The 23,707-nt window shown below is 44.3% G+C and carries 18 protein-coding genes; 8 read left to right on the top strand and 10 right to left on the bottom strand.

What is annotated here, in order from left to right:
* The first annotated feature begins 6 nt into the window (after positions 1-6).
* Positions 7-2,277 (top strand): GH92 family glycosyl hydrolase, encoded by a 2,271-nt coding sequence (locus HQ29_RS07770; RefSeq protein ID WP_036868881.1) that lies wholly within the window; start codon positions 7-9, stop codon positions 2,275-2,277.
* Between the two features lie 3 nt (positions 2,278-2,280).
* On the opposite strand, the gene HQ29_RS07765 is transcribed toward HQ29_RS07770, so the two are convergent.
* From HQ29_RS07765 to rsmH, 10 genes are all read right to left on the bottom strand, one after another.
* Positions 2,281-3,033, bottom strand: a complete 753-nt coding sequence (locus HQ29_RS07765) for a cell division protein FtsQ/DivIB (protein ID WP_036789258.1) — start codon at positions 3,031-3,033, stop codon at positions 2,281-2,283.
* A gap of 6 nt (positions 3,034-3,039) precedes the next feature.
* Positions 3,040-4,458, bottom strand: a complete 1,419-nt coding sequence (murC, locus tag HQ29_RS07760) for a UDP-N-acetylmuramate--L-alanine ligase (protein WP_036868879.1) — start codon at positions 4,456-4,458, stop codon at positions 3,040-3,042.
* The gene (murG, locus tag HQ29_RS07755) at positions 4,455-5,570 is read right to left on the bottom strand and encodes an undecaprenyldiphospho-muramoylpentapeptide beta-N-acetylglucosaminyltransferase (RefSeq protein WP_036868877.1); all 1,116 of its coding nucleotides are present in this window, start codon (positions 5,568-5,570) and stop codon (positions 4,455-4,457) included. The genes murC and murG overlap by 4 nt, the downstream gene beginning before the upstream one ends.
* On the bottom strand, positions 5,567-6,895 hold the full coding sequence (locus HQ29_RS07750) for an FtsW/RodA/SpoVE family cell cycle protein (protein WP_036868874.1): 1,329 nt from the start codon (positions 6,893-6,895) through the stop codon (positions 5,567-5,569). Before HQ29_RS07750 ends, murG begins: the two co-directional genes overlap by 4 nt.
* A gap of 9 nt (positions 6,896-6,904) precedes the next feature.
* Positions 6,905-8,269 (bottom strand): UDP-N-acetylmuramoyl-L-alanine--D-glutamate ligase, encoded by a 1,365-nt coding sequence (murD, locus tag HQ29_RS07745; protein ID WP_036868871.1) that lies wholly within the window; start codon positions 8,267-8,269, stop codon positions 6,905-6,907.
* Positions 8,266-9,528 (bottom strand): phospho-N-acetylmuramoyl-pentapeptide-transferase, encoded by a 1,263-nt coding sequence (gene mraY, locus HQ29_RS07740; protein WP_036789268.1) that lies wholly within the window; start codon positions 9,526-9,528, stop codon positions 8,266-8,268. The genes murD and mraY overlap by 4 nt, the downstream gene beginning before the upstream one ends.
* Before the next feature lie 33 nt (positions 9,529-9,561).
* Positions 9,562-11,019: a UDP-N-acetylmuramoyl-L-alanyl-D-glutamate--2,6-diaminopimelate ligase gene (locus HQ29_RS07735; RefSeq protein WP_036789270.1), complete on the bottom strand. Its 1,458-nt coding sequence runs from the start codon at positions 11,017-11,019 to the stop codon at positions 9,562-9,564.
* A gap of 63 nt (positions 11,020-11,082) precedes the next feature.
* Positions 11,083-13,323, bottom strand: coding sequence for a penicillin-binding protein (locus HQ29_RS07730; protein ID WP_052089984.1), 2,241 nt, complete (start codon positions 13,321-13,323; stop codon positions 11,083-11,085).
* Positions 13,324-13,350: 27 nt separating this feature from the next.
* Positions 13,351-13,689, bottom strand: coding sequence for an FtsL-like putative cell division protein (locus HQ29_RS07725; protein WP_036868868.1), 339 nt, complete (start codon positions 13,687-13,689; stop codon positions 13,351-13,353).
* Positions 13,690-13,721: 32 nt separating this feature from the next.
* The gene (rsmH, locus tag HQ29_RS07720) at positions 13,722-14,678 is read right to left on the bottom strand and encodes a 16S rRNA (cytosine(1402)-N(4))-methyltransferase RsmH (protein ID WP_036868865.1); all 957 of its coding nucleotides are present in this window, start codon (positions 14,676-14,678) and stop codon (positions 13,722-13,724) included.
* 305 nt (positions 14,679-14,983) lie between these two features.
* Between rsmH and HQ29_RS07715 the strand changes: the two genes are divergently transcribed.
* The 7 genes from HQ29_RS07715 to HQ29_RS07685 all read left to right on the top strand — a co-directional run bounded on the left by HQ29_RS07715 (position 14,984) and on the right by HQ29_RS07685 (position 23,700).
* Complete coding sequence (locus tag HQ29_RS07715) at positions 14,984-16,660, top strand: hypothetical protein (RefSeq protein WP_036868864.1); 1,677 nt, start codon at positions 14,984-14,986, stop codon at positions 16,658-16,660.
* 412 nt (positions 16,661-17,072) lie between these two features.
* A complete protein-coding gene (locus HQ29_RS07710; protein ID WP_081966355.1) occupies positions 17,073-17,492 on the top strand; it encodes a hypothetical protein in 420 nt (139 codons plus the stop codon).
* A gap of 35 nt (positions 17,493-17,527) precedes the next feature.
* Positions 17,528-18,070 carry a histidine phosphatase family protein gene (locus HQ29_RS07705; protein WP_036868862.1) on the top strand — a complete coding sequence of 181 codons (543 nt, stop codon included), beginning with the start codon at positions 17,528-17,530 and terminating at the stop codon, positions 18,068-18,070.
* Between the two features lie 183 nt (positions 18,071-18,253).
* Positions 18,254-20,128: an amidophosphoribosyltransferase gene (locus HQ29_RS10425; RefSeq protein ID WP_036868860.1), complete on the top strand. Its 1,875-nt coding sequence runs from the start codon at positions 18,254-18,256 to the stop codon at positions 20,126-20,128.
* 4 nt (positions 20,129-20,132) lie between these two features.
* On the top strand, positions 20,133-21,047 hold the full coding sequence (locus HQ29_RS07695; RefSeq protein ID WP_036868858.1) for a sirohydrochlorin cobaltochelatase: 915 nt from the start codon (positions 20,133-20,135) through the stop codon (positions 21,045-21,047).
* A gap of 44 nt (positions 21,048-21,091) precedes the next feature.
* Positions 21,092-22,501 carry a precorrin-3B C(17)-methyltransferase gene (gene cobJ, locus HQ29_RS07690; protein WP_036868856.1) on the top strand — a complete coding sequence of 470 codons (1,410 nt, stop codon included), beginning with the start codon at positions 21,092-21,094 and terminating at the stop codon, positions 22,499-22,501.
* Positions 22,502-22,512: 11 nt separating this feature from the next.
* Positions 22,513-23,700, top strand: coding sequence for a bifunctional cobalt-precorrin-7 (C(5))-methyltransferase/cobalt-precorrin-6B (C(15))-methyltransferase (locus tag HQ29_RS07685; RefSeq protein WP_036868854.1), 1,188 nt, complete (start codon positions 22,513-22,515; stop codon positions 23,698-23,700).
* The last annotated feature ends 7 nt before the right edge of the window (positions 23,701-23,707 follow it).

Raw genomic sequence — 23,707 nt, 5'->3', positions numbered from 1 at the left:
AAAGTTATGAAAGAGAGTCGTAGATATTTTGTACTGCTACTGCTGTGCTGCTTTTTTGTATCCGGCGTCGTAGCACAAGAACCTATTAAATGGGTTAATACTCTTATAGGAACTTCCAACTACGGAACGACCAATCCGGGAGCACAGCATCCGCACGGACTTATGAACATCACACCTTTCAATGTGATGGGCGGAGAGGGAATTAATAAGTTTGAAAAGGACAGTATGTGGTGGAGCACTCCGTTCAGCTCAAACAATAGTTTTCTTACCGGTTTCGCCCAAGTAAATCTTAGCGGTGTAGGATGTCCGGACTTAGGCTCTCTTCTTTTGATGCCGACAACCGGTGAGTTGGTATTCGATCCGGTAAAGTATGGATCGGTAATGGAAGAGCAGGTGAACCAACCGGGATATTATGCCGTAACACTTGCCAAATATGGCATCCGTGCAGAGGTTACAGCGACAGAACGTACCTCTATGGCGCGCTTTCATTTCCCTGCCGGGAAAGCAAATATCCTGCTAAACCTCGGAGAGGGACTTACGAATGAGAGTGGAGCCATAGCGAGATTTAAGGATCAGCAGACCATAACAGGCAGTAAGTTGGTCGGCTCTTTCTGCTATCACCATGATGCTGTATTCCGTCTCTATTTTGCGATGAGAATAGAGAGAACTCCTGTAAAACATGGCTTCTGGAAACTTCAACGCTTCTTGCCGATAGACCTGGCTTGGGATAAATATACAGGGCAGTACAAACCTTATGAGGGCTTTACCCAAGAAATGTCCGGAGATAATATAGGTGTGTTCTTCTCTTACGATGTAGAAGAGCCTACCACAATCACTGTCCGAACCGGGGTATCTATGGTAAGCGAAGAGGAAGCAATGAAAAATCTTGAAGCAGAACAACCTGCCGGGCTCTCTTTTGAAACCATCGTGAGCGATGCTCAAAAGAAATGGAATAAAGAGCTATCGAAGATAAGAGTAAAAGGAGACAGTGAAAAAGACAAGATAGTATTCTACTCCGCTCTTTACCATACGCTAATCCATCCTAATATTGCGCAGGATGTTTCCGGGTCTTACAACAAGATGGAAACTCTTGAAAAGATTACACTACCGCAGGGGAAGAAGAGATATACGGTATTCTCCCTATGGGATACTTTCCGAACAGTGCATCCGCTCTACTGTATTTTGGATCCTAAGAAGCAGCTGGAGATGATTGATGTGATGCTGGATATGTACAAAGAGAATCGTTATCTTCCGAAGTGGGAGCTATACAGCCGTGAGACTTTCACAATGGATGGAGATCCTGCAGCCATTGTAATCAACGACACATGGCAACGCGGACTGAGAAACTTTGATACAAATCTGGCATTGGAAGCAATAAAACGCTCCGCCTTGGATGTTTCTAAAGAAAACAAGGTGCGTCCAAATATAGATCTGTATGTCAAACATGGATATGTTCCGAACCAAAAGAAGCACGACAACTGCGTCTCGCAGTCTTTGGAGTATTATCTCTCAGACTTTAATGCTGCTCAGTTTGCTCTTTCCATGGGGGACAAAGAGACTTACAAAACCCTTATTGCGAGAGCAAAAAGCTATACCAAGCTCTTCTCCAAAGAGTACAACTGCTTCAGACCAAGAATGCAAGATGGCTCTTTCATGACACCTTTCGATCCAAGAATTGGCAGAGACTTTCAAGAAAATACCGGCTACCACGAAGGATCGGCATGGAACTATAACTTCTACGTTCCATTTGACATCAAAAATCTGGCAAAGATGATGGGTGGAGAAAGGGTGTTTACCCAAAAACTGGATGAGACCTTCGCAAAAGGATACTATGACATGGCTAACGAGCCGGATATTGATAATGCTTATCTCTACTGCTATTTCCCTAAGTATGCTTATAGGACACAAGAGATGATTCCCGCTCTGCTGGATAAGTATTTTACGACAGCACCGGGCGGTCTTCCCGGCAATGATGATACGGGAACAATGTCCGCTTGGGCTATTTTCTCAATGCTCGGATTCTATCCTGTTTCTGCAGGAACACCTATATATGCCCTTACTGCTCCGAGATTCGATGAGGTGGTTATAGAGCTGGATCAAGAGTACTATCCTCATGCTTCACTTACGATAGAAGCAAAAAAAGAATCGCCTCAATCCAAATACATTGAAGCAATTCTATTAGATGGAAAACCTTATAGGAAAGGGTATATCATCTCACATAAAGAGCTGTTTAGTGCTGAAAAATTGACATTTGTGCTGAGAGATAGAAGGCAATAAAACTTATTCTCCTCTCTTGGTGCAAACGATCTGATTTCTATACGAAAGGTTGACAACGGAGTACTTATTCACTCCGGTACGCGGAAGTATCTTTTCGTAGAAGATATCGACCTTGCCAAGCTGTTCGTCAAAGTCTATCTTAGGGCTGATACAGAATACAAACTCCCCTACTCTGGGATAGAGATAGATCTCTTTCTCTGAAACGACGTGTATAGAGCCGAAGAAGTTTCTCCATTTTTTATGCTCCTCAAGATAGTGAGCAAGATCGAGAAGATAGGTCTGCGCTGTTTTCTCCGAAATATTTCCGGTAACCACGGGAACGTAAGCAGCTCCCTTTCTATTGGGGAAAATAATACCTTCGGCATCTATATATGATGCCTTCTCTCCGTAGTAGAGAGCCATCAAAGGCTGTCTCTCTTCCAGCTCGATCTGCAAAGAGTGAGACTGAGGTGCAACATAGGCTGTTGCAGACTTGATATATGGGCTTTTTTCTATGAGTTCCTGTTCGAGTTTTCGGGTATCTACACTGCGAAGCACGGTATCTTTAATGCTCAAATTCAGAAGAGAAAGCACATCGGCAGGGGTTACGAATGCTTGTTCTGCCTCATGAGAGATTTCCACAGATGTTTTACTTGGGATTATTTTATTGCCATCCTCATATTTTTGAGGAGATGCAACCAAATAGGACGCAACAAATGCAGCGCACATAAGAAGTACACCAAGTATGACAACAATATGCTTGAGTCTCTGCTTCATGGAGGTCTAAGATAGTGCTTTTTTCTGTTTTTGGATGAGATATTCTTTAACCTCCGGTACCAATAACTCTATATCTCCCGCTCCAAGCATGAGATAGACATCTGCCGGAAAACGATCCAATGTCTTCGTCAACTCCGACTTGGAGCAAGAGGTCGCAATAACATTGGGAGAGATATGCTCCAAAATAAGTTCGGATGTAATTCCGGGCATAGGCTCTTCTCTTGCCGGATAGATGGGAAGGAGAACAACTTGTGCTTCTTGAGAAAGAGCTTCGGCAAACTCTTTATAAAAGTCTGCGGTACGGCTGTAAAGGTGTGGTTGAAAAATTGCCGTGAGTCTGCTATCAGGATAGAGGACTCTCACGGAACGGATGCTTGCCGCTATCTCTTCGGGATGGTGTGCATAATCGTCAATAAGGACAAAGCCCCCTTCTCCCCCGGAAAGCACTCGTTCAAATCGGCGATGAACCCCCTTAAATGAAGAGAGATTCAAACGGAGTTCTGCCTCACTTTTTCCACATAAGTGAGCTACCGCGAGGGCTGCCGTTGCATTTTCCACATTGATTTCAATAGGAACACCAATGTGCATCTCCCGGTAAACACCTCCGGGGAAATGGAAGTCAAAGTATAGCTCACCGGATCTAAACTGTAAATTATTACTATAAAAATCTGCCTGCTCATTCTTAGCATAGGTGTAGAACTGAGCACCTTCGCGTAAGCGAGGTGTACAGGTTGCATGCTTGTGCATGACTAACCCTCCCTTAGGCGAAACAAGGGAAGTAAAATGCGAGAAGGCCTCCAAATATGCTTCTTCCGTGCCATAGATATCCAAGTGATCCGGACTGGTAGATGTAATGATGGCATAGTGAGGATGAAGGGTATGAAACGATCGGTCATACTCATCTGCCTCGGCAACTGTAAAAGAAGCATCTGCGTCCAAGAGAAGATTGCTGTTATAGTTGAGAGAAATTCCTCCAAGGAAAGCATTCACACCGACATGTTCAGATGGTATCACTGTTTCTGCCATAAGACAAGCCAAGATGGTAGAAGTGGTGGTCTTGCCATGTGTTCCGGCAACGCAAAGAGCCTTAGAACGAGACGTAATCTCTCCCAAAGCCTGAGAACGTTTGTATAATTTGATCCCTTTATTTCTGTAATAAGACATCACGGAAGCATCAGTCGGGACAGCCGGAGTGTAGATAACGTAGGTATCTTCCGAGCGAAAAGCTTCGGGTATAAAGTCTGAATTGTCATCATAAAAAACTTCCGCACCTTCTGCGACAAGAGCACGTGTGATATGGCTCTCTGTTCTGTCGTATCCTCCTACTTTGAATCCGTGAAGAAGAAAATATCGTGCAATAGCACTCATCCCAATTCCTCCTATTCCAATGAAGAAAATTGGAGTATAAGTCTCTTTTATATTCATCCTCTCAATATTTTTTCCAAAATATCTACTATTTGTTCTGCTGCATTTACTCTTCCCAATGGACAAACATTTTCGGACAGAGTACGAGATTTTTCGGGGTCATCCAAAAGAGAAAGAGCTGTAGGGATAAGGGATGTTGAGCAGTCTGCATCCTTAACCATCAATGCCGCATTCTTCTGAACCAAAGCCATGGCGTTATGTGTCTGGTGATCTTCTGCAACATTGGGAGATGGGACTAAAATAGATGCAAGTCCCAATGCCGAAATTTCGGATATGCTACTTGCCCCGGCTCTTGAAATAACGACAGTAGCCAAAGCATAGGCCTTCTCCATTTCATAAATAAATTTGCGCGCCACAATGTTAGAAGGAGATCCGTGAGCTTTAAGAGCAGCCTCCACTTTTTTGAAATATGATGCCCCGGTCTGCCACAATACTTGTATGTCTGTACGTTTGGCAAGCATATCTATCTTTGCTATCACTCCCTGATTCACGCTCAATGCTCCAAGGCTGCCTCCAATAATAAGCAGTGTCGGTTTATCAGGAGATAAGCCAAAAGCTTTAGCACAAACTTCTTTAGCCGGAAGTTGATTCGTCAAACTTGCTCTGATCGGATTCCCTGTAAAGTGTATTGGAGCTTTTGGAAAAAATCTCTTCATATTGTCATAAGCGACAAAGACAGCCTTTGCTTTCTTTCCAACAATCTTATTCGTAACTCCGGCATAAGAGTTTTGCTCCTGCACCAAAGTTGTTATACCAAGACGTTGGGCTGCGATCAAAGTAGGAGCACTGGCATATCCTCCCACTCCTATTACGGCTTGAGGCTTAGTCTCTTTGATGGCTCCTCTTACCATTCTCAGGCTTTTGAGGAGACGATAAAACACTTTGATATTTTTCCAAACCTTCTTCCTTTGCAATCCCATTATAGGAAGAAGAAGTATCTCATAACCGGCATTGGGAACTTTTTCCTCTTCCATTCGTCCTTTTGCTCCCACAAACAGAATCTTACAAGAGGGATAACGTCTCTTTATTTCGTCTGCAATAGAGATAGCCGGAAAGATATGTCCTCCTGTACCTCCGCCACTGATAATGATATTCTTTAGCTCTTTACTCATGATTTTCTATGTTTATGGTATCCGGTATTTTCGTCATCGTAATAGGATGCATCAGTTATGGGAACTTCCGGTATAACTTCTGTGTTAATAGCTATTGGAGTTTCTGCCCCGGACATTTGAGCAATGGCTTCTTCTTGTTGCTCTTCAAGCTCTCTACTTGCAGATAAAATGAGGGCAAAATAGATGGATGTTACAAGATAAGATGATCCTCCTTTGCTGATAAAAGGAAGGGTCTGTCCTGTAACAGGCATGATTCCTACATTTACCATCATGTGTATGAGAGCTTGAGTACATATAATTATACCAATCCCTATGACTAAGAATTTAGGGTAGAACAATTTTAGTCTGCTGGCCAGCTTCCCAATATAAAAGAGAAGCCAAATATAAAGAGCGATACACAGGAGCCCGGCAATAAGCCCATACTCTTCGAGGATAATTACAAATATAAAATCGGAGAAAGGCTGAGGCAAGACAAGACGAGACTCGCTATTTCCAGGCCCAACACCTGTTACTCCTCCTTTTACAATAGCAATATTGGCTTGTATCCGTTGAAAGTCTTTTCCTTCATCTTCGTTCTCTTTTTCGGTAGCATTCTTACCAATAAAGCTCTCTATCCGCGCTTTTCCCGTACCAAATCGACCCGGAATCTTATTTACAACATCCATCGGAAGAATTAGCAATAAGCAGACAAGTAAAGCAGCTCCTGCAAACATTCCTATGGTTGCTTTTATGAAGGTTCGCTTATGTACCTTTCCCAAGAAGCAGAGAATATAGGCAGTCATACCAAGAAGAAGCCCACTGGAGATATTCTGAAGAAAAATAGGAATACAGATAGCTCCGGTCGCCAATGCAATATGTATAAAGGTACGTTTGCTGGCATACTCTTCGACAGAAAGCTTGAAAGCAATATAGTTGATAAGACAAAGGCGTGCCACCTCTGAGGTTTGGAACTCAAAACCTAAGATACTGAGCCACCTCTTTCCTCCATTACGCTCGATGCCCATAAACTGAGTAAGAAGAAGTAGAACTATACCCAAAATGAGCCCGAACAGAGCAAACTTACGCCACAACTTCGTTGGAATATGAGAGAAGACCACACAAACAATGAGCGCCATGATCATAAGAGCAACATGCTTAAGCATGGGAGCAAAAACAGAAGAATCATGAGCAAATGCTTCATTGGAAATGGCAGAATAGACACTCAACAGAGACATGACCATCAGAAGAGCAATGATCATCCAAAGGGTCTTGTCCCCGGCAAATAGTTTCTTTTGATGAGAAAAATGAGTGCCCGGCAATTGATCTTTAGTTTCAAGTGTTGTCATAGCTCTACTTCATAATAAGGTTTTTACAGCCTCCTTAAAACGATCTCCTCGATCCTCATAATTCTTGAATAGATCAAAACTTGCACAACAAGGAGAGAGCAAAACGGTATGAGCTCCATACTCTTTTGCCATTTCATGTGCCTTTCTGACAGTATGCTGCACCTCCTCCGATACCACATAAGGAATACCGAGAGAGCCTAACTGTTGCTCCAATTTCTGATAATCCTTTGTCATAAATATAAGACCGAGAGATGTTCTTTTTACCTCCTCTGCTATTGTGGTATAGTCGTTACCTTTGTCTGTTCCTCCGAGTATCAATATGATATCTTTATCTGCCATGGCTCCGAGAGCATACTTCGTTGCATCTATATTGGTGGCTTTAGAGTCGTTGATGTAGTGAACAGACTCTACAATCCCGGCATCTTCCATACGATGCGGAACACTCTTAAATGTTCTCATAGCCTCTTTCAAAGCAAAAAGATCTACTCCGGCATGCAGAGTTGCTGCTATTGCTGCCATTATATTACAGTAGTTGTGCACACCTTTCAGGCTCAACTCTGATAGTTTGAACGAAAAACGTCCCTGAGGCAAAGCCACTAAAATATCATCCTCTCTTAATGCGCCAAAGTAAAGATCTGCCTCCGGTTGTTGGGTATAAAACTTAAATTTTGCAATTCCGGAAGAGATCGGATAACGCACAAGCAATTTTCTGATCTCCTCATCTTCACCAAAATAGATAGCAAGACCATCTGAAGCAAGATTGCAAAAAACCTTTCCCTTTGCATCGGCATATTTCTCTATATCATAATCATACCTATCAAGATGATCGGGCGTAATATTCAAAATAATAGAAACATAAGGAGAGAATGTCGGCATATCTTCCAATTGAAAGCTGGAAAGCTCTACCACATAAATATCTCTTCGGGAATCTTCCTGCGCATATCTGGAAAGGGCAAAACCAATATTACCGGATTCGACAGCATCCCAACCGGCAGACCTTAATACATGAGCAATAAGAGAAGTAGTCGTAGTCTTTCCATTGCTTCCGGTTACGGCGATAAAATTTGCGCCCTCCATATGGCGCGCAGCAAACTCTATTTCTGATATTACTTCACATCCATTCTCTCTTAATTGTAAAATTATTGGAGCTGTTTGTGGAATACCCGGACTTTTTACCGCGATTGTTGCATCGCTTATATTTTCCCAAGTGTGTCCTCCTTCCTCGAAAAGTATTCCAGCAGAGTTTAGAGACTCCTTAACTTCAGTCGGTATATTATTCTTATCCGAGACAAAGACTTCGTATCCCTTCTTTTTCGCTAAAAGAGCAGCTTGTAGTCCACTCTCTCCGGCTCCTAAAACGACAATCTTCTTCATCTCAACTTCAAAGTTATGATAGTTAATATAGCAAGTATAGCACCTATTAGCCAAAATCTTGTTACAATCTTTGCTTCAGGAATAGGTGTAATAGGTTTTTGTATTATAGCATCTATCCCCTCGTTCCCCGGTTTCTGAAAGTGATGATGTAGTGGAGCCATCTTGAAGATCCGCTTACCCACTCCTTGTTTTTTCTTTGTGTATTTATAATAATATCTCTGCAATATAACGGATAGATTTTCTACAACAAATATTCCACAAAGGATGGGCAAAAGAAGTTCTTTCCTTATAACTATTGCATAAACAGCTATTATACCTCCGATGGTAAGACTTCCTGTATCCCCCATAAATACTTGTGCAGGATAAGAATTGTACCAAAGGAATCCCATCGTTGCTCCTACAAATGCGGCTGCAAATACCACCAGTTCTTCTGCTCCGGGAATAAACATGACATTTAGATACTCAGCAAAAGTGAGGTGAGATGAGACATAAGCGAGAATACCCAGAGCCATTCCCATAAAAGCAGAAGACCCTGCTGCAAGTCCATCCAATCCATCAGTCATATTTGCGCCATTGGAAACGGCCGTTACAATGAGAATACAGGCAATAATAAAAATGAGAAAGGTCAACATCTCCTTATGCCGGTTAAAACCAGAAACAAACCAGCTATAATCGAAGTTGTTTTCTTTAACGAAAGGAATTGTTGTTGTGGTGGATTTCTCCGGAACAAGATTATAGGTTACGGTTATCTCCTGTGTTTCCTGATGTCTTACCTCATGATTTTCCAAAATTACCACACTCGGACTCATGAATAGAACAACGGCAACGATGGTGCCGAGTCCTACTTGTGCAATGATTTTATACCTGCCTCTCAAGCCCTCTTTATTCTTCTTGACAAGCTTGATATAATCATCTATAAATCCTAAAACACCCAGCCAAAGAGTGGTAAGAATCATCAGTATGATGTATACATTATTAAGCTTGGCAAAAAGAAGTACCGGTATAAGTAGAGACACGATGATGATAATCCCTCCCATAGAAGGTGTTCCTGCCTTACTCTTTTCTCCCTCTAAGTCCAATGGACGGATGATTTCCCCCAATTGCAGCAGTTGAAGTCGAGCTATAATTTTTTTCCCAACGATGGTTGCCAGCAACAAAGCCAAGACAAAAGCGATACCGGAACGAGTTGTAACGTAAGAAAAAGCATTGATTCCCGGCACTTGCAAAGATTGCAGATAGTCTATCAGATAAGTAAGCATAAGGATTAAGAATGGAAATAAAGCATTAGACCTTTACATGGATTTATAGCAGTCAAGAACCTCCTCTACATCATCAAAATGGTACTTTTCGCCACGTATTTCCTGGTAATTTTCATGTCCCTTACCGGCGATAAGAACAACATCTCCTTTCTTCGCCAACATACATGCCGTCTTAATAGCCTGCTTTCTATCTTCAATGGTCAGTACTTGGGCTTTTTCATTTGGAAGCAGCCCACTTTCCATCTCTTTAAGAATTTGCATTGGCTCTTCATCTCTCGGATTATCAGAAGTCAAGATAAGCTTGCTACTCCACTTTGCTCCTACTGCCGCCATGATAGGACGCTTCTCTTTATCCCGATTTCCGCCACAGCCAACGACTGTAATCAGCTCTCCTTTGCCTTGTACCAAGTCGGAAACCGTATGTAACACATTTTCTAAAGCATCAGGCGTGTGAGCATAGTCTACAACGGCCACAAATCCTCTCGGAGACATTATGGTCTGAAATCTGCCATTAACCGGTATCAGACTACTCATAACGGGAAGTAGGACATCCTTCTCGACACCCAAGAGTCTTGCTGCACCATACACGGCCATAAGATTATATCCATTGAAATCCCCTACGAAATGAGTAAAAATCTCTGTACCATCCATAAGCATTTCGGTACCATCCAAATGCTTTTCTATGATCTTTCCCTTAAAAGTAGAGTCGGTCTTGAGCCCATAAGTATAAACAGATGTTTTGGCATTTTGTACCATCACCATACCATTTCTATCATCCACATTGGTCAGGGCAAACGCATCTTGAGACAACTGATCAAAAAATCCCTGTTTGGCTCTGAGATAATTATCGAATGTCAAGTGATAGTCCAGATGATCATGCGTAAGGTTCGTAAATATACCACCGGCAAATGTTGTCCCTCCTATTCTGTGTTGAACCACAGCATGAGAAGAGACCTCCATAAATGCGTAGCTACATCCCTCCTCCACCATTCTGTGCAAGAAGTATTGAAGAGTAAGAGCATCGGGAGTTGTACGAACAGCTTCTATCTGCTCATCTCCTATTCTGACACAAACCGTAGAAAGCAAGCCGACCTTATACCCCAACTTTCTGAACACCTCATACAGTAGTGTCGCAGTAGTTGTCTTTCCATTTGTTCCGGTAACTCCTACCAGCTTTATCTTATCAGACGGATGTCCGTAAAAATTGGCAGCTACCATTCCCACAACAACATCGGTATGTTCTGTGCGGATAATGGCAATCTCTTCCGGCAGATCATATTCGGGAAGTTCTTCACACAAGATTGCCACAGCTCCCTTTTCTACTGCTTGACAAATAAAGTCGTGTCCATCCGAAATAGTTCCACGGATAGCAACAAAAAGATCTCCCGAATTTACCTTTCTTGAGTCGGATTGTATTCCTTTAATCTCTATATGCCCCACATCCGCCAATTGCTCATGAGGAATTCCCTTAAATAGTTGCTGAATTGTCATATATTGGTATCTGTTCTTTTAATTATTCAAAACTAAGCACTTCAAGAAAATCTGCTTGACCTGCTAATGCAGTCTTATGAAGAGTTGTGCGCCCGGCTTTATTTTCTGTCCTGCCGGAATGGACTGTGCCACCACTTTAGATCCATGATTGCCTACGGATACTTTCAAGCCACAAGACTGTGCAAGATAAATGGCATCCATTGGCATCATGCCTATTAAAGAAGGCATCCGATCCTCTGCAATATTAACCTCTTGAGGGAAAGAGTTTCCTAAACTATCTCTTCCATACTTGATCCAGTTGGAAACCTCTCCATCTGCTTTCTCGATACTATTCTTATCTATCACAAACTTCCAAGCCTTCTCCACTACATCGCCTCTTCCACCATGTATCGGCATACGGAATGTAGCCAGAGAGTCGGGAGTTATATCGTTCAGTTCCGCATACATCGTAGTGGCATGGATCTGTTCGGCGATAGACTTTACCACCGGACCACAGACAGCACCTGCTCCCAGCCTGGTTTGTGGTCTGCTTATCACCACAATTATACTGTATTTAGGTTCAGACGAAGGGAAATACCCGGCAAAAGTTACATTCTTACCTCTTCCATATCCTCCACGTCCCTCGGAAATATAAGCCGTTCCAGTCTTTCCGGATATTTCTACGGAGTTAGACAGAGCAGATTTTGCCGTTCCTTCGGTTACCACTTCTCTGAGCATCTGCTGTATCTGTCGCAGAGTCTTTTCACTTGCCATACGCTCCTTTACAACGGTCGGTTCCGTACGCTTCAAGACCTCTTCATCCCTCACGATTTTTCTTACCAGATACGGCTGCATGACCCTTCCGTTATTGGCTATACCATTATAAAAACGAAGCATATATATAGGAGGTATCTGTGTTTCGTACCCGAAAGATATCCATGCGATGGAGGTCTTATCCCAATTTTTTGCCTCTTTTATAAAAGGTTTTGCCGTACCGGGAATTTCCAGAGAGATCGGTTCAAGCAAAGACATCTTTACCAGTCGGTCTCGAAATGCTTTATAGTCGTTTCCGTATCCTCTTGTTACAGCCTTGGCAACGCCGACATTGGAAGAGAACCAGATAGACTGTGCCAAAGTAATATCTCCGTATCCCCCACGATCTTTATTGTGATCCTGAACAACCCTTTTATTGAAAAGCCATGTTCCATTACCTACATCTATTATATCATCAGGCGATCCGTGCCCATCTTCCAACACAGCCATTACGGAAGGCACTTTAATTGTGGAGCCCGGTTCCAAAAGATCCCTTAAAGCATGATTGACAGTCTCTGCATACTCTCCGTTGCTCTTTCTGTCGAGGTTGGACATTGCCTTTATCTCTCCTGTGGCAACCTCCATAATCACGGCGGTTCCCCATAGAGCATCAAACTCCTTCACTTTCTCCAATAGAGCTCGCTCCGTTATGTCCTGAATATTGACATCTATGGTTGTATGTATATCGCATCCGTTTACAGGTTTTTTCTTTACCGGATAGACCCATTGTCCGCTTACTCTTTTTTTGGCATTGATACCCGGCACTCCACACAACAGAGAGTCGTACTCCAACTCCAATCCGCTACTACCGTGCGACAATCCTGTCGAATCTGTTTCAGAACGCAGAAAACCCACCGTCCGAGAAGCCATATTACCATAAGGTCTCTCTCGTCTAATCACCGGTTCATCTATGATTCCACTGACGTTTCTATTCCGAATATTGAAATATGGAGCTGCAGCAAGCTGTTGTCGTTCCAAGTGTGAGATCTCTTTCGGAATGATACGCTGAGTACGACGTTTACCCTTTCGCCCTTCGGTGTAAGCCTTCATCAGATACTCCTTATACTGTCTCACACTTTTATCTCCCAATATTCCGGAAAGATACCAAGCCATAGAGTCCACATTTGCCTTGAATATGGAGTCCTTAAATCCGGCAGCCTTAAAGTCTATGCTTACCTTGTATCTTGGTACACTTACAGCCATGGCAGTATTCATTGCCGAGTAGATATTTCCCCGTGTAGGCAGTACCGATACATCCGGTTGCTGGTGAATTTTATCTTTCTCCAGCCAGATCTGTCGCTCGGTTGTGGTTACAACAAGAGCTTTTACAATGACTCCGAAGCCCACACAGACCATCAACCAAGCGTAAAGATGATAGAAGTTTTTCAAGAACTTCTTCCGTTGCTTCTGTACAACGATCTTATCTTCTTCACTTGATCGACCTCCTGCCACCTTTGGGCGGCTCTCTTTATCTCGGATCCTGTTCCGAAACTCTTTTGGACTATCGCTCATCTGTCTGGGGCTCTATATTGAAGATCTCTAATCTATATATATGGGTGGCGTATCCGGAGAGGATATTTCGAGTTCGGCACTCTTCACTCTCTCCTCTATAACGGTAATGCGTCTGTTCTGAACAAGAGTAGAGTTCACCGATATTCGCTCCATTTTAAGCTCCTTCACTTCCTTTTTCAGCTTTTCGAGCCTTCTCTGAAAGCCCATAGACGTATATGATGCGGTGATGGAGATAAAAGAAGAGAGAACGATGGCTATGGCATACTTCGTAGTGCGTGGAGTCCAGCGGTTTGCCACCCACGTTCCATCAAGAAAGCCGAAGAAAGTACTTCTTGATCTGTTCTCTTTGCCATTCTTGCTACTCATAAATTTTCAGTTATAAAATCTTGAAACCGTCTCTACTCCTCTATGTTCGGCATACCTACACGCAGTTTTGCACTGCGAGAACGAGGATTCCTGTCTATTTCCTCAGCAGAAGGCAACACGGCTTTCTTGAACAAGGGGCGCATTGGAGAGAGTACATTTCCATACATATCCACCTCTCTTGTCCCCTCCATGTTGCCATAGCGGAAAAAGTTCTTCACCGGTCTGTCCTCCAGAGAGTGATAGGTGATTATTGCTATCCGTCCATCATCTGCAAGAAGCTCTCTTGAATACCTCAACAGATCTTTCAGAGCTCCCATCTCATCGTTCAACTCTATCCGAAGAGCCTGAAAAAGCTTTGCCAGACTCTTCTTATCGTTCTCCCGAAAAAGAGATGGAGAGAGTATGCTTATAAGGTCGTTCACTGTTCGTAAAGGCAGACCTTTCTCAATCGCTTGCTTTATAGTCTTGGCTATACGATACGGCTGATTCAGCTCTCCATAGTTTCTAAAGATGAAAGCCAACTCCTCTTCCGTCGCAGAGAGTAGAAGATCCGCAGCGGTCTGTTTCTGTTGAGCATTCATCCGCATATCCAATGGAGCATCAAATCGGAAGCTGAAACCTCTGTCCGGATCATCGAAATGATGAGAAGAGACACCCAGATCCGCCAATATGCCATCCACTTTCTCCACTCCGATATAAGCGAGATAGTGGCGAAGATACCGGAAATTCCCATGCACGAAAAGCATTCGCTCTTCTCCCTCCGGGATATTCCGAATGGCATCTGCATCCTGATCCACAGCAATAAGCCTGCCTTTGGAGGAGAGTCGCTCCACGATGGCTTTGCTGTGTCCTCCTCCTCCGAATGTACAATCGACATAGATACCATCCGGTTTTATGTTCAACGCATCCAGTGTTTCATCCAGAAGCACCGGTACATGATAGCTTTCCGCTACCTTGATATTTGGAGTGGAGTTTGGTGTTTTACGCATTTCTTCGACGCAAAATATTGGGAGTAAAGCTGAAATCAAAGGTACAGATTATAGTTCAAATAAAAAACAGGTTTTTAGAAAGAAATCCACAAGAAAAGCTCATCACTTTTCATCGATCGTTCGAGTGTGATACAAAACCCGGAGGTTTCTTTATTTTTCCCACTTATTTTCATAACTTTGAGACAGACACAGATAATACCTTTCTGTAAAAAGCACGATCAAAACCTTTTTATTCGCTTTTCGGAGCAGTGTAGTACTCCGAGCGATTTATATTATTTATTCATTCATCAATAAAACAAACCATTATGGCTAATGAAAAACTCAACCTTAAAGCAGTGAAAAACTCCAAAGAGTTTAAGATTGACTACAGTAACATCAAACAACTACAAGAAATAGAGTTTGACGATACGATCAAGGTCAAACGCCAAACATTCGGCAACTACAAAAGACGCAGAGAAAAGTTAGACAAACCTCTTGTTAAGCGAGTTCCTCGTCCTTCTTTCGGGCCGGGTTTGAAGCTCTTCACCAAGTATTCTACACACGTTTATACCAAAGGAAGGATGATCGTTGTCGTCAACTACGACTTATATCCCGACATTAAATCTTCCATAGACCAATACGTTCTTGATGTTGCAAACGACGGGTACTATGCAGATGTGTATAGATATAAAGGAGGAACGGCGGCAGATTTAAGAAAATTCATTATCCGAAACCGAAAGAGATTTATTGAAAATCCGCGAGAAAGCAAGGGAGAAAAGAAAAACGAAAAAGACAGAAAGAGAAAAGCAGCTCTCAGAGGTGTAGTATTCGTTGGGAATCTTCCCATTGCATGGTATGAGCATAAAGCTAGAGGTCACTCCTCGGTATTTCCTTGTGATCTTTTCTTCATGGATGCCAATGGAAGATGGAAAGACAAAGACAAAGATGGAGACTACAATATACACGCCGGAGATATAGATGCCGAGATATGGGTGGGCAGAATATGGACTCCCGACATGAACGGCAACAACGCCCGGCTTATAAATCAGTACTTTGCTCGCAATCACTACTTTAGAAAAGGACTCTTAGGACAATCCAATAAAGGTCTGACCATCGTGGATGACGACTGGGCAGGATTCGGAGATTGTGCTATGGATATGATGCTTCCAAGCAGTAACATCGACGTTTGCACGGACAAAAAAGAAACCAATGCCAACACCTACAAGGCAAAGATGGCTAAACATTTCGGTTGGGCTCAGGTTTGTGCTCACTCCAACCCTTATCTCCACCGTTTTTCTATCCCTAACGAACCATTCAAGGAGGAGGACAACTACATAAGAGTCAAATACATCAAAGACGAAAATCCTCCTCAAGCAAACTTCTACAACCTCTTTGCATGCAGCAGTGCCCTGTTTACTCAGCCGGATTATATGGCAGGATGGTACATTTTTGACAAGCCCGGCAACGGTATCAATCCGGGTATGGCTGCAATAGGTAGTACAAAGTCTGGGTCGATGCTCTTCTTTGAAAACTTCTATGGCCCGATGGGCAAAGGCATGACAATAGGAGAAGCCTTTGTAGAATGGTGGAAATGCTTGGGAGCTAAACATGAAGACTGGGAAATAGGCTGGTTCTACGGCTTGGTACTATTGGGAGACCCGACACTAAACTGGTGGAGCGGTGTTGTTCCAAAACAAATAAGCCCATTCCCCTACCAGATTTTCAGCCACTACCCAAGAGATACAAGGTTTGAATGGACTCCCGTTGCAGTAGAAGGTGTTCCTGTTGAATACCACGTGGAGACGGATCATTTCTGTTGCGGTTGGGCTTCCGACCAAGCAATTGAGAGCGGTAAAAGCCACAATTACACCTACAAAACATCTAAAACATACCTTGATCATCTGTTCGTTGGAGCTCAAAGAGGCCGTTGGCGTGTCAGAGCAAAAGTAGGAGATATACTCTGTCCGTGGAGTGAGTGGAGGTATTTCTGCTATACTATTTAATCCTTGCTACTATTTCACAATTCTGTATTTTGAGGCACCGCAGTAGTCGGTGCCTCTTTTATATCCGTTCACAAAACAGACTATACACTTACAAAAGATGATGTGATGCCTTATACAGTTGTAAATCAAGAGCCGGTTTGTAGAAGTTAAGACTTGATTTGCAGGATTCAAGGCTCGATTTGCAGCCATCAAGATTTGATTGCTCCCGGTCAAGGTTTGGTTTGAAAATTTTAACCCGTTAGAGGAAGAAAATATCCCTGTTCAGAACAACTTTTGAACACGGAAAAGAGAAGAATGAAAAGACTTGCAGAAAAGAGCGGAGAGGAGTGTGCAATAATCTTAAAACTACTATTTTCAACTTCCACATTTTAATATATCTTTGTGCCCGTAAAAGTATTAGAAAAAAGATACTATGGAAATTCGTATCAGTCGTATTCTAAGCGAATACTACGACTTTACCCGAAAGGAGTCAGAAGAGCTCATCCGTGCCGGTCGGGTGACTAAGAATAACGAAGTAGTGGGTATCGGCGACAAAGCCTGTGTGGATGATGATGTGCGTTTGGACCACTCGTCTGTTCCCCTAAAAGGCATATTCAGAAAAGTAAGTAGAGAAAAAGCTCGCTCCTCTCAAGATGTATTTGTCCGTTTTGGCAGGGACGAGCAGGACGATAGAGATGGCATACGCTTCTCTTCTCCGAAAAGCGCAGAACTAAGGAAAGGAAGAAAGATCAGCTCCGGCACTAAGGGGGCAAACAGAAAAGGCAAGAACACCGAAGCTCCGAAAGAGAGCTATCGTGAAGCTAAACGCCTTGGCGGAATGAAGAAAGGGTGATGCCCCGTCCCCCCTGATGCAGAAACCCCGATAATATGACAATAGACTGGATAAGACACACCTCTTTAAGCATAGACCCCATACTCTGTTACGGACAAACGGATGTTCCCGTATCCAAAAACTTTGAACACGAAGCCGAGCAGGTCAAACAGAAGTTGGATGCTCTCGGACACAGGTATGATGCCTCTTTTACTTCCCCTCTGAGCAGGGCGACACTGCTTGCAGACTACTGCGGATATGGCGATGCCATCAGAGACGACCGGCTTATGGAGTTTAACTTCGGAAGTTGGGAGATGAGGCCGTGGTACGATATTTCGGATCTTGCACTGGGCAATGAAGATCTCTGGTTTGCCACGTGGCATCAGTTGGAGATACCGGATGGAGAGACTCTCCAGAATATGATTTTAAGGGTAGAAGAGTTCATCTCTTCCTGCAAAGAGAAAGGCTACTCCCACATTATCTGTTTCTGCCATGGCGGTGTCATCAATACCGCCCAGTACATTACCGGACAGATCGGGTACGATGATATATTCAAGCTCACCCCGAAGCATGGTGAGATCATATCCATCTCCCACTAAGCGAAACATCGGGAACAGATGCTTGTAAAACTTGATAGAAATGCTCTCGCCCATGGACAATCTATGGTCGGGAGCATTTTCATTTGCGCTCCCGATTGCGTAACTTTACACCTTGAAACTCTGAAGGCATCTTCGGCAGGTGTCTTTCGGCTTACAAACCAATAAGATCTACAATACATCGTAATGGAAACATTGAAGCACGAGTGCGGTATCGCCCTCATCAGACTACGCAAACCTCTCTCCTACTATCATGAGAAATATGGGACGTGGCGTTACGGACTGAACAAAATGTATCTTCTCATGGAGAAGCAGCACAACAGAGGGCAAGAAGGAGCCGGAATGGCTTGTGTTAAACTGAACACTCCTCCCGGTGAAGAGTACTTCTTCAGGCATAGAGCTCAAGGCAGTAGTGCCATCACAGAAGTGTTTGAGGATGTCAGAAAAGATATAGACTCCACTCCGGAAGAGCTTTTCGAGAGTATAGACAGCATCTCCAAGCATGTTCCCTTTGCAGGAGAGTGCTACATGGGACACCTTCGATACAGTACTACCGGCAAGAGAGGTATGGCTTTTGTCCATCCGATGATGAGGCGTAGCAACTGGAGAGCAAAGAGTCTGCTCTTGTGCGGAAACTTTAATCTCACCTCCACGGATAAGATTTTCGAGTCCATCACATCCGTAGGACAGCATCCGAGAAACATGTCCGACACTCACATCGTCATAGAACAGATGGGGCACGCATTGGACAGAGAGATAGAGCGAGTGTACAGAATCGCCAAGGGTATGGGGCTTGAAGGCATGGACATTACCGACCATATAGAAAGCCATATCAACCTTTGCAATCCGCTCTCAAAGTGTTCGCCACTATGGGAAGGCGGGTATGCCATGTGCGGTATGACAGGAAGCGGAGAATCTTTTGTTATGAGAGACCCTGCGGGGATACGCCCTGCTTTCTATTATGTAGATGACGAAATCGTTGTCGTTGCATCGGAAAGAGCCGTCATCCAAACCGTTATGAACCTTACTTTCGATAAGGTTAAGGAGCTTCCGAGAGGCAGCGCCATCACGATAGATAAAAGCGGTGAGCAGGTCAATATATTCGAGATCCTGCCACAAGCACCCAATGCAGCCTGCTCGTTTGAACGCATATACTTCTCCAGAGGTAGCGATAGAGACATCTATAAAGAGCGCAAGGCGTTAGGAGCTAATCTCGTTCCACAGGTGATGAAGAGTATAGATTACGACTTGGATCATGCCGTATTCTCCTTTATTCCGAATACTGCCGAAGTGGCTTATTTCGGGCTTGTGGAGGGTCTGAATAAAGTACTCAACGAACAAAAACTAAAGGCTATCCAAGAGCTCTCCAACCCTACATCCGAAGAGCTGAGCACTATCCTCAACAAGCGCATAAGGGCTGAGAAGGTGGCGGTAAAGGATATCAAGCTGAGAACATTCATCACTCAGGGCGAAAGCCGAAAGGAGTTGGCGGCACACGTATACGATATTACTTACGGCTCTTTGAACCGAAACGAGGATAAGCTGGTGGTTATCGACGACAGCATCGTTCGGGGAACAACGTTAAAGGAGAGTATCATCACCATTCTTCATCGTCTCGGTCCCACAAAAATCGTAATCGTATCATCCGCACCTCAAGTGCGTTATCCGGACTGCTATGGTATAGACATGAGCAGGCTGGAAGAGTTCGTCGCATTCCGTGCAGCTGTTGCGCTGCTCGAAGAGAGAGGCCAAACCGCAGTGTTGGATGAGATCTACTCGGACATCATCAAGGCAGAAGCGGAGAACAGACTCACGGAACAGAATTTTGTGAAGCGTCTTTATGCTCCGTTCTCTGTGGATGAGCTGAACACAAAGATGCTTGAGCTCCTGATGCCGGAGGGTATAGATATTCCTGTCGAGCTGGTATTCCAATCCATGGAAGGGCTTCACGAAGCTGTTCCGAACCATCCGGGCGACTGGTATTTCTCAGGTAACTATCCGACCAAAGGCGGAAATGTTTTGGTAAACAGAGCGTACATCAATTTCTATAAGAACAGATAACACTATGACAGATAACAATCAAGATAAAAAACTACTGACTCACTCGAAAGCCGGGAACAAGGTTTTTGAAGAGGATAACATCTTCGATCATGTAACGGATGGAGATAAAGTGGCTATTCTTATGGCGCACTTCGGAACCACTCATGAGGATACCAGAGAGAAGACCATAGATATAATAAATGATATGGTTACGGCTCACTATCCGATGATAGATATGTACGAGGCGTACACATCGCGTATCATCGTGAAGCGTCTCAAGGATAGAGGAATGGAGAAGATGTTACCTTCGGAAGCTCTAAGGCTTTTGGCAGATCAGGGATACACTCATGTCATAGTACAGCCTACGACAATCATCTGGGGAGTAGAGATGGAGAGTCTCTGCATAGACGTCGAGGAGATCCGAGACAGGTTCAAAGAGGTTCGTCTATGCTCGCCACTTCTTTCGTATGAAGAGGATTATGATGCGCTCATAGAGGCTATGACGGCTGAGACAGAAGAGGATGAAGTTTATCTTTGGGTCGGTCACGGCACTTACGATGTATCTACAGCACAGTATGCGATGCTCGATTATAAGCTGAAAGATCTCGGTTATCCCAATCACATCATAGGCTGTATCGAAGGTTATCCTTACTTTGAGCAGGCTCTCTCACAACTACGCAGGTTGGACATCAAACGTGTACACCTTCAACCGCTTATGCTGGTAGCCGGAGAGCATGCCAAGAACGATATTGCGGAAGACTGGAAAGAGATGTTGGAAGAAGAGGGATACGAAGTGGTTCTTCACCTTTTCGGGCTTGGAGAGCTGCCTGCCGTTCAGGAGCGTTTCCTTGAACTTCTCACCTTCTATTCCCGATACCGAAAGATCGGAATCATGCAAAAGAAGAGCCTTTATATCTCCACAGGAAAGAAGATGAAGTAGAAAGACTTTCAGTTTGATACCTTAAGAACAGTAGAGCATAGCGAATGAAGAAAGGAAAAATAGTAGTCTCCGGGATAGGTCCGGGCAGTAAAGAAGATATATCACCGGCTGTATTGGATGCCGTAAAGACGGCAGATGTGGTCGTGGGATACAAATATTATTTTCAGTTTATAGAGTCTGTTCTCTCTCCCGGCACGGTCTGTATAGATACAGGCATGAAGAAAGAGCAGTTGCGAGCCGAACAGGCATTCGATCTTGCCGAAGAAGGCAAGACGGTGGTAGTGATCAGCTCCGGCGATTCCGGTATTTACGGCATGGCGCCACTGGTATATGAGATGAAAGATGAACGCGATAGCGACATCGAGGTAGAGGTATTACCCGGTATAAGTGCCTTTCAAAAAGCGGCTGCTTTGCTGGGTGCTCCCATCGGACATGACTTTTGCGTGATCTCTCTATCCGATCTCATGACTCCCTGGGCTACCATTGAGAAGAGAATAGAAGCCGCAGCAATGGCAGACTTTATCACTGCCGTCTATAACCCCAAGAGTAATGGCAGGTATTGGCAACTGTACCGACTGAAAGAGCTGTTCCTTAAACACCGCGATCCTCAAACGCCTGTGGGATACGTCCGTCAGGCAGGAAGAGAAGATCAGAATATCACTCTTACCACATTGGAAGCGTTTGATCCGGAAGAGATAGATATGTTCACGCTTGTTCTGTTAGGCAATTCCCAGACTTATAAATCTGCCGACGGTAAGATGATAACCCCTCGCGGCTATTATCGCAACAGAGGTATGCAGGCGGATAAGATCGGACAGGATATCATGATCCGCAGTTTTCAGACCATTGAAAGCGAGTTGGCAAACAAAAATATCCCGTTGGATCACAAGTGGGCTCTGCTCCACTCCATCCACACAACCGCAGACTTTGACATGGAGAAAGTACTCTACACAGATGAAAAAGCCGTAGAGCAGCTTCATGAAGCCTTTATCTCCAAGAAAGTAAGTACCATCATCACGGATGTTACCATGGTTGTCTCCGGCATCAGAAAGGGAGCATTGGAGCGTTTGGGTATAGAGGCCAAATGCTATTTGCACGATCCGAGAGTGGCACAGATGGCTACGGAGAAAGGCATTACCCGTACTCAAGCCGGCATCCGATTGGCGGTAGAGGAGCACCCTGATGCGCTCTACGCTTTCGGCAATGCCCCTACCGCACTTATCGAACTATGCGATCTGATCCGAAAAGGAAAGGCTTCACCTATCGGGGTGATAGGTGCTCCGGTCGGGTTTGTGAATGTTTGCGAGTCGAAACACATGCTCAAGTCTTTCCCTTCCATCCCTAAAATCATAGTGGAGGGACGCAAAGGCGGAAGCAATCTGGCGGCTACACTTGTAAACTCCATCCTGACTCTCGACGATGCCGAACAGCTTCGCCCCGGACGAGACGTGTAATAAACGAAAAAATGAAGTTCACTATCATTGGCATAGATGACAATAGAGAGCAGCATCTCTCCCCTCATCTTCGGGAGCGTATAGCCCGAAACAGTATCTTTTCGGGCGGATTGCGTCATAAAGAGATCATGGATCCCTACCTGCCCGAAGGGTATAGTTGGATTCCGATAGTAGTTCCTCTCTCTCAAGTTTTCGAGGCATATCGCCGGCACGAAGAGGTTGTGATATTTGCCTCAGGCGATCCGCTCTTCTTCGGATTTGCCAATACTGTTCTGCGAGAAATGCCCGAAGCGGAGATTGATCTCTATCCCTACTTCAACTCTTTGCAGCTACACGCTCATCGCCTCCTGCTCCCCTATCAGGATATGAAGATTGTCTCTCTCACGGGACGTCCTTGGCACAAGTTCGATGAAGCTCTCATTCTCGGATATGACCTTATAGGCATACTCACGGATAACAAAGAACATACCCCTCAGACCATAGCCAAACGGATGCTGGAGTATGGATATGACAACTACAAGATATCCGTAGGCGAACTGCTGGGCAATACCGAAGCGGAGCGTGTTACCACTCATGGTTTGGAAGAGATCGCTTCGCAGTCGTTTGCATTCCCCAACAACATCATCCTCCACAAGCAATACACCCGTCCCCGACCGTTTGGTCTTCATGAAGGGAACTTTCATCTGCTCAATGGTAGAGCCAAGATGATCACAAAAATGCCTATCCGACTTCTCTCCCTGAGTGCATTGGAGCTTCGGGAAAGGAGTGTCTTTTGGGATGTAGGATTCTGTACCGGCTCCGTTTCGATAGAGGCAAAACTCCAGTTTCCACACCTTCAGGTTTATGCTTTTGAACAGAGAGAAGAGGGGCGGATGCTCATCCATGAAAATGCAAAAAAGTTCGGAACGCCCGGCATCAATGCGTTTATCGGAGACTTCACAGAGACCGAGACGGATGCTTTACCTGCTCCGGATGCTGCTTTTATCGGTGGACACGGGGGCAAGATGAGCAAAATCGTAGAGAAATTATCCGCGAAAATGGCTTCGGGCAGCATATTGGTCTTCAACGCCGTATCTCCCGAAAGCAGGCAGATGTTCCTTGATGCGTGCGGGGCACACGGCTTCGGAGAGATGCAGAGTACCCGAATCACGATAGACGACTTCAATCCGATAGAAGTCATGAGGGCTGTTAAACAATAAGACGACA

Source organism: Porphyromonas canoris, from assembly GCF_000765975.1.
Classification (GTDB): Bacteria; Bacteroidota; Bacteroidia; order Bacteroidales; family Porphyromonadaceae; genus Porphyromonas_A; species Porphyromonas_A canoris.
Note: the sequence above shows the minus strand (reverse complement) of the source record. Positions and strands in the feature narration are given on the sequence as shown.

What these genes read in the sequence shown, in the direction of transcription:
- cobJ (WP_036868856.1), top strand. Translation starts at nt 21,092, where the DNA reads ATGAAGAAAGGAAAAATAGTAGTCTCCGGGATAGGTCCGGGCAGTAAA.
- rsmH (WP_036868865.1), bottom strand. Translation starts at nt 14,678, where the DNA reads ATGCGTAAAACACCAAACTCCACTCCAAATATCAAGGTAGCGGAAAGC.
- HQ29_RS07750 (WP_036868874.1), bottom strand. Translation starts at nt 6,895, where the DNA reads ATGACAACACTTGAAACTAAAGATCAATTGCCGGGCACTCATTTTTCT.
- HQ29_RS07685 (WP_036868854.1), top strand. Translation starts at nt 22,513, where the DNA reads ATGAAGTTCACTATCATTGGCATAGATGACAATAGAGAGCAGCATCTC.
- murG (WP_036868877.1), bottom strand. Translation starts at nt 5,570, where the DNA reads ATGAGTAAAGAGCTAAAGAATATCATTATCAGTGGCGGAGGTACAGGA.
- HQ29_RS07695 (WP_036868858.1), top strand. Translation starts at nt 20,133, where the DNA reads ATGACAGATAACAATCAAGATAAAAAACTACTGACTCACTCGAAAGCC.
- HQ29_RS10425 (WP_036868860.1), top strand. Translation starts at nt 18,254, where the DNA reads ATGGAAACATTGAAGCACGAGTGCGGTATCGCCCTCATCAGACTACGC.
- HQ29_RS07770 (WP_036868881.1), top strand. Translation starts at nt 7, where the DNA reads ATGAAAGAGAGTCGTAGATATTTTGTACTGCTACTGCTGTGCTGCTTT.
- HQ29_RS07765 (WP_036789258.1), bottom strand. Translation starts at nt 3,033, where the DNA reads ATGAAGCAGAGACTCAAGCATATTGTTGTCATACTTGGTGTACTTCTT.
- murC (WP_036868879.1), bottom strand. Translation starts at nt 4,458, where the DNA reads ATGAATATAAAAGAGACTTATACTCCAATTTTCTTCATTGGAATAGGA.
- mraY (WP_036789268.1), bottom strand. Translation starts at nt 9,528, where the DNA reads ATGCTTACTTATCTGATAGACTATCTGCAATCTTTGCAAGTGCCGGGA.
- HQ29_RS07735 (WP_036789270.1), bottom strand. Translation starts at nt 11,019, where the DNA reads ATGACAATTCAGCAACTATTTAAGGGAATTCCTCATGAGCAATTGGCG.
- HQ29_RS07710 (WP_081966355.1), top strand. Translation starts at nt 17,073, where the DNA reads ATGGAAATTCGTATCAGTCGTATTCTAAGCGAATACTACGACTTTACC.
- HQ29_RS07705 (WP_036868862.1), top strand. Translation starts at nt 17,528, where the DNA reads ATGACAATAGACTGGATAAGACACACCTCTTTAAGCATAGACCCCATA.
- murD (WP_036868871.1), bottom strand. Translation starts at nt 8,269, where the DNA reads ATGAAGAAGATTGTCGTTTTAGGAGCCGGAGAGAGTGGACTACAAGCT.
- HQ29_RS07715 (WP_036868864.1), top strand. Translation starts at nt 14,984, where the DNA reads ATGGCTAATGAAAAACTCAACCTTAAAGCAGTGAAAAACTCCAAAGAG.
- HQ29_RS07725 (WP_036868868.1), bottom strand. Translation starts at nt 13,689, where the DNA reads ATGAGTAGCAAGAATGGCAAAGAGAACAGATCAAGAAGTACTTTCTTC.
- HQ29_RS07730 (WP_052089984.1), bottom strand. Translation starts at nt 13,323, where the DNA reads ATGAGCGATAGTCCAAAAGAGTTTCGGAACAGGATCCGAGATAAAGAG.